Below are 7,735 nucleotides of genomic sequence, written 5' to 3'. Positions count from 1 at the left end.
CGTGCGACCAACACCGCGGACCTGCAGCTTGCCTCCCGTCGCTCTCACCTTCGAGCTTATCGAGCTTTGCAGACACAAGCGGGCCATGCCCGCGAACCGCACGGCACCCCTCTCTCAGGCAATAAAAAAGGCGGAGCCCAGCTCCGCCTTTTTCGTTTCATTCGCCGGTCACGCCAGCTTCAGCAGGCCCATGCCCAGCACCAGCATCGCCAGGCCGACCCAGCCGCGCCAGACCAGACGCTGGCCGAACAGGGCCCAACCCATGGCGACGGTGGCGAGGATGCCGAAGCCGCCCCAGATGGCGTAGGCCACCGACAGCTCGATGCCGCGCACCGCCTGCGCCAGCGCGGTGAACGCACCCAGCACGCAGAGGATCGAGGCCGCGCCGATCAGGCGCTTGCGGAAGCCATCGGAATACTTCAGCAGCAGGTTGGCGATCACTTCCAGGACGATGGCCAGGCCCAGCCAGGCCATCGGAATCAGGTCATGGTTCAGCATGTCACGGCCTCCCCATTCAGTTCACGGCTCGCTTCACGCTGGCCGGTACGGGTGCCGGATTTCACCAGCAGGATGCCGGCGATCATCACGGCCAGGCCCAGGGCCTTGTCCAGGCTCAGGTGCTCGCCGAGGAAGAAGGCGCTGACCAGGGTGATCAGTACGATGCCGATGCCTTCCCACAGGGCATAAGCCACGCCAACCGGCACGCGCTTGATGGCCAGCGACAGGAAGTAGTACGACAGGCCGATCATCAGGTACATCAGCAGCAGCCCGGCAATCGGGAACAGCGTGTGGGTGAATTTCATCGAGGTGGTGCCAACGACTTCGAAGCCGATGGCGGCAAACAGGTAAATCCAGGAACGCATGGTAAAGCCCTCCCACGGGCAGCCGCGCGCAGTCTCGCTAAGAGCATCCTTGCGGCGGTTTCGGTTCGGGGTCGGTGGCGCCGACTCGGGCGGCAATCACTGTTGAGTGTTGGCCGCGCTTGGCGCCACGCTCAGGTAGCAGCCGAAGAGAGGAGCTAGAGGTCGCCGGTCCAGTGACGCTCGCGCGAAACCAGGCGGGAAGTGGGGAGAGGTAAAGCCTTGATGTTCAACATAATGAACACATTGTGCCAATTTTCCGGTTGGCTGGCAAATCGATCGCCTTGATTCAGGTCATGGATACCCATGAACAGGGGGCTGAGAACCCTGCTGGACCCTGCGTGCCATCAGGGTTGTGCAATATTCTGTTCACTCTGTTCTGCCTGCGACAGCACGCCACAGTCATGACCTGTGCCGGGCCATCCAGGCCCTGGGCCTGCTAGCATCCAGCATCGATATCCCGTCGGAGACTGTGATGATCGCCCTGCGAGAAGCCTGGAAGGCCGGACTCTTCGGCCGCGAGCACTGGACGCGCAACCTGGTGGCGGGCGTCATCGTCGGGGTGGTCGCCCTGCCGTTGGCCATGGCCTTCGCCATTGCCAGCGGGGTGAAGCCCGAGCAGGGCATCTATACGGCGATCTTCGCCGGCGCCCTGGTCTCGCTGCTGGGCGGCAGCCGCGTGCAGATCGCCGGGCCGACCGGTGCCTTCATCGTCATCCTCGCCGGGGTCACCGCGAAGTACGGCGTGGGCGGCCTGCAGATCGCCACGCTGATGGCCGGGGCGATTCTCGTGCTGCTGGGCGTCAGCCGCCTGGGCAGCATCATCCGCTTCATCCCCGCGCCGGTGATCGTCGGCTTCACCGCCGGGATCGGGGTGATCATCTGGGTCGGTCAGTGGAAGGACTTCTTCGGCCTGCCGGCGGTGACCGGCGAGCACTTCCACCAGAAGCTCTGGCACCTGATCCAGGCGCTGCCACACCTGCACATCGCGACGACGCTGCTGGCATTGCTGAGCCTGGCGCTGGTGCTGTTCACGCCGCGCATCGCTGCGCTGCGCCGGGTGCCCGGCCCGCTGGTGGCGATGGTGGTGGTGACGGCCATCCAGTCGCTGTTCCATTTCGACGGTGTGGCCACCATCGGCAGCGCCTTTGGCGGCATCCCGCAGGGACTGCCCAGCTTCAGCCTGCCGGAAGTGACCCTGCCGCGCGTGCTGGAGCTGATCGGCCCGGCCTTCGCCATCGCCATGCTCGGCGCCATCGAGTCGCTGCTCTCGGCGGTGGTCGCCGACGGCATGGCCGGCACCCGCCACGATTCCAACCAGGAGCTGATCGGCCAGGGCATCGCCAACCTGGTCACGCCGCTGTTCGGTGGCATCGCCGCCACCGGCGCCATCGCCCGCACCGCGACCAACATCCGCAACGGTGGCAACAGCCCGCTGGCCGGTGTCACCCATGCCGCGACCCTGGTGCTGATCCTGCTGTTCCTCGCGCCGCTGGCTTCGAACATACCGCTCTGCGCGCTGGCGGCGATCCTCTTCGTGGTGGCCTGGAACATGAGCGAGGCGCGGCACTTCCTGTTCATGCTCAAGCGCGCGCCGCGTGCCGACGTCGCGATCCTGCTGGTGACCTTCCTGCTCACCGTGTTCAGCGACCTGGTGATCGCGGTGAACATCGGCGTGATCCTCGCCATGCTGCACTTCCTGCGGCGCATGGCGTCCTCGGTGGAAGTGCATGCCGACGACGGCCCCGAGCTGGACGTGGAACTGCGCGGCCGCGGCCTGGGCGAGCTGCCGCCCGGTGTGCTGGTCTACAGCATCGAAGGGCCGCTGTTCTTCGGCGCGGCGGAAACCTTCGAGCGCGCGCTGGCCAAGACCCACACCGACCCGAAGGTGCTGATCATCCGCCTGCGCCATGTGCCGTTCATGGACATCACCGGTTTGCAGACGCTGCAGGAAGTGATCGAGCAGTTGCAGCGGCGCGGCATCGAGGTGCGCCTGTGCGAGGCCAATGCGCGGGTGCTTGGCAAGCTGCGCAAGGCGGGGGTGCTGGAGGAGATCGGCGCGGGGTATCACCCGGATTTCCCGGCGGCGCTGAGCGCGAGTGTCGAGCCCTGATCGAGCTTGGGTGCTAGCACTCGCAGCGGACTAACAGACGATGTAGGAACGGACTCGTAGGGCGGATAACGCCTGAGGCGTTATGCGCCCTACAGGATCAACCCTGCATCAGCTCTGCCAACAATTCTTCCTTGAGCTTGGCCAGCAACGCATGCCCACGCTCCCGCGGATGCGGCAGATCGACCCGCACCTCATGGCGAATCCGCCCCGGCCGGGCGTCCATCACGACTACCCGGTCGCCCAGGTACAGCGCTTCTTCCACGTCGTGGGTGACCATGATCATGGTGCTGCGCTGCTGCACCCAGATGCGCTGCAGCTCATGCTGCAGGCGCACGCGGGTGAGGGCGTCGAGAGCGCCGAAGGGTTCGTCGAGCAGCAACACCTTGGGCCGGGTTATCAGCGCGCGGGCGATGGCGGCGCGCTGCGCCATGCCGCCGGAGAGCTGGTGCGGATAGGCGTGCTCGAAGCCGGTCAGGCCCACCAGTTCCAGGTGCTCGGCGACTCGTTCGCGCTTCTCGGCGCGGCTGAGTTTCTGCTGCTTCAGCGCCAAGGCGACGTTCTCCTCCACGGTCTTCCAGGGGAAGAGGCGGTGGTCCTGGAACACGATGCCGCGCTCCAGGCCGGTACCGGTGACGGCCTGGCCGTCGAGGAGGATGCGCCCGCTGTAGTCGTTCTCCAGGCCGACGATCAGCCGCAGCAGCGAGGATTTACCGCAGCCGCTGGCGCCGACGATGCTGACGAACTCGCCGGGGCGAACCGCCAGGTCGATGTTCTCCAGCACCGGCAGGCTGCGGCCGTCGATGGAATAGGCCTTGCTCAGGCCCTGGATGGCCAGCGCGCCGTGTTGCGCCTGCTGGGCCGGAAGGAGGGCGGGATCGAGGATCGCGTTCATGGTCTGGGCACTCATGGCAAAAAGGTCAGCGCAGGTTGCGCCAGCGCAGCAGGTGGCGCGCGGCGCGGGCGAACAGCTGGTTCATGGCGTAGCCGAGCAGGCCGATGCTGAGCACGCCGATCACCACGATCTCCATGCGCGAGCCGGTTTCGGCGTTCATCATCAGGTTGCCCAGGCCCATGCCGGTGGACAGGAACAGCTCGCAACCCACCGAGCTGACCCAGGCGAAGGCCAGCGCGTGCAGCACGCCGTTGCTCAGGCTGGGCAGCGCGCCGGGCAGCAGCACTTCGCGGAACTGCTGCCAGGGGCCGAAGGCATACAGGCGGCCGACTTCGCGGTAGCGCTTCTCCACGTCGCGGAAGCCCTCGAAGGCGTTCAGCGTCATCGGGTAGAACGCGGCAAGGCTGACGATCAGCACCTTGGACGGCTCGCCGCTGCCGAACCACAGGGCGATTAGCGGGATCAGGCCGAGGATCGGCACCTGGCGGATCGTGTGGTAGAGCGGCGCGAACAACCGCTCCAGCGGCTTCGACAGCGCCATGCCGGCGCCCAGCGCGAAGCCGGCGAGCACGCCCAGCAGCAGGCCGAGGCAGGTGCGTTGCAGGCTGGCGGAAACGCTCAGCCACAGCTCGCCGGTCTTGATCAGCTCGACGAAGCCGGCGCCGATGCGCTCCAGCGGCACGAAGGCATAAGCAGCGCTGGCGCCCTGTTGCGACTGCCAGTGCCAGGCGGCGATCAGCAGCGCCGGCAGCAGCAGCCCACGCAGCGATTTGAGATAGCGAGTCATGGCGTTGGTCTCCAGCGCAGCAGGCGCTTTTCCAGCAGGCGGAAGGCGAAGTCGAGGACGAAGCCGATGGCCGCGGTGACGATCACGCCGACCATCACGATGTCGATGCGCAGCATCTGCCGGCTCAGCTCGATCATCTGCCCCAGGCCGCTGTCGGCGGCGAGCAGTTCGGCGGCTACCAGCACCATCCACGCGCGCGTCAGGCTGATGCGCAGGCCGGTGACGATGGGCGGCGCGGCGGCGGGGAAGGCGACATCGCGCAGCAGGCTCCAGAGCGGCAGGCGGTACACGCTGGCGACCTCGAAGTAGCCGCGCGGAATGCCCTTCACGCCTTCGCTGGCGGCCAGTGCCACGGGGAAGAAGGCGGCCTTGGTGACGATCAGGATCTTGAAGGTCTCTTCGACGCCGAAGAACAGGATGAACATCGGGATCAGCGCAATCGACGGCACCTGGCGCAGGGTGTGGAACAGCGGCGCGCAGTAGGCTTCCACGGTCTTCGACAGCGCCATGGCAGTGCCGAACAGCAGCCCGCCGACGGCGCCGATGGTGAAGCCGATAGCCAGGCGCGACAGGCTGTTCACCACGTGCTCGCGCAGCTCGCCGCTGGCCAGCAGGTCCTGGAAGCTGGCCCAGACTTCCGCCGGTGGCACCAGCAGTTGCGGCGGGAACCAGCCGGCGCGGGCGGCGACGAACCAGGCGAGCAGCAGGAGCAGCGGCGAGGCGAACCAGCTCAGGCGATCGAATGTTCGGCTCATGTCTCAACCCTCCTGCCCGAGCAGCGGCCCGGCGTTCTGGCGGCGCTGTTTGCGTTGCCAGCAGAACAGCGCGGCCAGCAGCACCAGGGGAATCCAGCAGAGGAACAGGTTGCCCAGCCCGACGAAGTGGCTGATCGCCCCGCCCAGCAGCGCGCCGGAAAAACTGCCGGACATGGACGCGAGGTTGAACAGGCCTGAAATCTTGCTCTTGTCCATGGCGTGCTCGCCCAACTGGGCCATGTTCACCAGGTGGATGAGCGCCGCCGACGCGCTGAGCAGCACGCCGCCCAGCGCCAGCAGCCAGTAGTCGCGGGCGACGCCGAGCAGCAACAGTGCGGCCAGCGCTGCGCTGAGGCTGCCGACGTAGGCCAGACGCCGGCCGCTGCGTTCGATCAGGTAGCCGAAGCTGAACAGCCCGAGCACCGAGGCCAGGCCCTGGATCATCACCAGGCTCACCGCCTGGCCTTGCGAAAGGCCGGCGACGTCCATCGCCAGCAGCAGGATGAAGGTGCCGAACAGCGCGCTGGTGGCGGCGCTGAGCAGCTCGACCAGGCAGCTCTCGGCGATCTCGACATTGGCCAGCATGGCGCCGACCTGCTGCAGCAAACCGCCGGTGGCGGCGGCCACCGGCACATCGTCGCTGGGTGCTTCGCCTTCCCAGAAACCGAGGCTGTAGAAGGCCATCAGGCCGAAGCACAGGCCGATGGCGGCAAAGCCCCAGGTGAAGCTTGCCGCGCCGCTCAGCCAATTGCCCAGCAGCGGCCCGAGCAGGCCCATCCCCAGGGTCAGCGAGCCGCGATACCAGCCGGCCTTGTCGTTGCCGATGCGCTTGAGCTGGCGCAGGAAGGCGCTGTTCATGGCGACGATGCGGAAGGGAATGCACAGGCCGATCAGCAGGCGCGCGAAGGCCAGCCACAGCCACCCGCCGAACAGTGGGATGGCCAGGTTCAGCAGCATCGGCCCGAGGCTGGCGAGGAAGTACACGCGGCGCGCGCCGAAACGGGCGATGACGAAGCCGGCGGGCAGGGTGAGGATCACCATGCCGAGGGCCTCCATGGCCGAGATGATGCCGATCTGCATGGCGTTGGCGCCGATGCTGATGGCGTAGAGCGTGGTGACGATCTTCGCCATGCCGATAGTGGCGCCGCTGAACGCCGCCAGCAGCATGAAGTTGAGCAGGAAGGCGCCGGGCCGTGCGGAACTAGATGGCGACATCGATCTTCCCCAACAGGGCTTCCAGCGGACGTGGGTCGATCCACTCGTCGACGCTGAAGTCGGCGCCGATGAAGTCCCAGCGCTGGAGGAACGCGGTGAGGTCGCGCAGGGCGTTGAGCGAGCGCTCCGCCAGGTTGGTCTGCAGGCGCAGGTGGGCGTCCTCGCCATAGGCGCTGGCGACCCAGAACTCGCTGGTGTTCAGCTCGCGGGCGAGGAAGCGGCGGGTCTCCTCCGGGTGCGCCCAGGCCCATTGCTCGGCGCGCAGCACGGTGTCGAGCACCAGTACGGCGGCATCGAAATGTTCGTCCAGCAGTTGCTGGTCGACGGTCAGGGTGCGCGGCGTGCCGATGTTCGAACGCACCAGCGGCTCGGGGTGCGAGCCGACGTCCAACACTACATGCAGGCCGAATTCGTGAGCCAGCTGCAGGCCGTGGGCACCCTTGAGGAAGATGGCGTCGATATCGCCGCGCAGGAGGCCGATCAGCTCGTTGTTGCGCTGCACCACGCGGTTGCCCTTGAGCGCCACCTGGGCGCCGAACACGTGGCGTACCGGGTCGTCGCTGTAGGTGCCGCCGTAGGGGTAGTCCACCAGTTCGACGTCGCGGACTTCCAGGCCCTCCAGGCGCAGGGCATTTTCCAGGCCGCGCAGGGACTGGGCGCGGGTGAAATCGATCTGCACATTGGCCCACTTCGGCAGCCCGAAGCGCCGGTGGCGCAGGTCGCGGATGCTGCGCACGCCGCTGTCCGGGGCGCTGACGATGAGTTGCACCTCGTCGCTCCACGACAGCCCTACCACCCGCGTGCGCGCGCCGCTGGCGCGGGCCCAGATGGCCGGGATGTTGCCGCCGTGGCGTACGGAGTAGGGCAGGTGATGATCGAAGTGCGCCTCGCGCACCTCGCGTTCGGACGACTCGCGCAGCGACTGGATGCGCGTGCCGAAGGGTCGGAAGGCCTGGGCCAGGCGCCCGGACTCGACGGCGATGCCGAGACCCGTGGGAACGGGGCTGTGGGTGTACCAGAGGGTTTCCAGCGGTGTGCTCATGGGTGTCCGTCAGGGATGAAAGCCCCCGCGCCGTCGCGCGGGGGCCAGGTCGGGAAACAGAGGGATTCGCC

The 7,735-nt window shown here is 67.1% G+C and carries 8 protein-coding genes; 1 reads left to right on the top strand and 7 read right to left on the bottom strand.

Annotated features, from left to right (window positions below; genetic code table 11):
• Positions 1-168: 168 nt before the first annotated feature.
• The gene (gene mdtI, locus ACIPK7_RS15110; RefSeq protein ID WP_024766311.1) at positions 169-498 is read right to left on the bottom strand and encodes a multidrug/spermidine efflux SMR transporter subunit MdtI; all 330 of its coding nucleotides are present in this window, start codon (positions 496-498) and stop codon (positions 169-171) included.
• The gene (locus ACIPK7_RS15105; protein WP_401088580.1) at positions 492-863 is read right to left on the bottom strand and encodes an SMR family transporter; all 372 of its coding nucleotides are present in this window, start codon (positions 861-863) and stop codon (positions 492-494) included. Before ACIPK7_RS15105 ends, mdtI begins: the two co-directional genes overlap by 7 nt.
• Before the next feature lie 472 nt (positions 864-1,335).
• On the opposite strand from ACIPK7_RS15105, the gene ACIPK7_RS15100 reads away from it, so the two are divergent.
• The gene (locus tag ACIPK7_RS15100) at positions 1,336-2,973 is read left to right on the top strand and encodes a SulP family inorganic anion transporter (protein WP_401088579.1); all 1,638 of its coding nucleotides are present in this window, start codon (positions 1,336-1,338) and stop codon (positions 2,971-2,973) included.
• A 97-nt stretch (positions 2,974-3,070) separates the two neighbouring features.
• Here the strand turns inward: ACIPK7_RS15100 and ACIPK7_RS15095 are convergent, their stop codons facing one another.
• The 5 genes from ACIPK7_RS15095 to ACIPK7_RS15075 are packed head-to-tail and all read right to left on the bottom strand — an operon-like array spanning position 3,071 to position 7,664.
• A complete protein-coding gene (locus tag ACIPK7_RS15095; RefSeq protein ID WP_401088597.1) occupies positions 3,071-3,865 on the bottom strand; it encodes an ABC transporter ATP-binding protein in 795 nt (264 codons plus the stop codon).
• A gap of 25 nt (positions 3,866-3,890) precedes the next feature.
• Positions 3,891-4,652 carry an ABC transporter permease gene (locus tag ACIPK7_RS15090; RefSeq protein WP_401088577.1) on the bottom strand — a complete coding sequence of 254 codons (762 nt, stop codon included), beginning with the start codon at positions 4,650-4,652 and terminating at the stop codon, positions 3,891-3,893.
• Entirely contained in the window at positions 4,649-5,407 is a 759-nt protein-coding gene (locus ACIPK7_RS15085) for an ABC transporter permease (RefSeq protein WP_401088576.1), read from the bottom strand. The genes ACIPK7_RS15090 and ACIPK7_RS15085 overlap by 4 nt, the downstream gene beginning before the upstream one ends.
• Positions 5,408-5,410: 3 nt before the next feature.
• Positions 5,411-6,622: an MFS transporter gene (locus ACIPK7_RS15080; RefSeq protein WP_401088574.1), complete on the bottom strand. Its 1,212-nt coding sequence runs from the start codon at positions 6,620-6,622 to the stop codon at positions 5,411-5,413.
• Entirely contained in the window at positions 6,609-7,664 is a 1,056-nt protein-coding gene (locus tag ACIPK7_RS15075) for an ABC transporter substrate-binding protein (protein ID WP_401088572.1), read from the bottom strand. Before ACIPK7_RS15075 ends, ACIPK7_RS15080 begins: the two co-directional genes overlap by 14 nt.
• Between the last annotated feature and the right edge of the window lie 71 nt (positions 7,665-7,735).

It is taken from the genome of Pseudomonas sp. NPDC086581, from assembly GCF_044746165.1.
In the GTDB taxonomy this organism is placed as follows: domain Bacteria; phylum Pseudomonadota; class Gammaproteobacteria; order Pseudomonadales; family Pseudomonadaceae; genus Pseudomonas.
The sequence above is the reverse complement of the archived record's forward strand: the minus strand, read 5'-3'. Positions and strand labels throughout refer to the sequence as shown.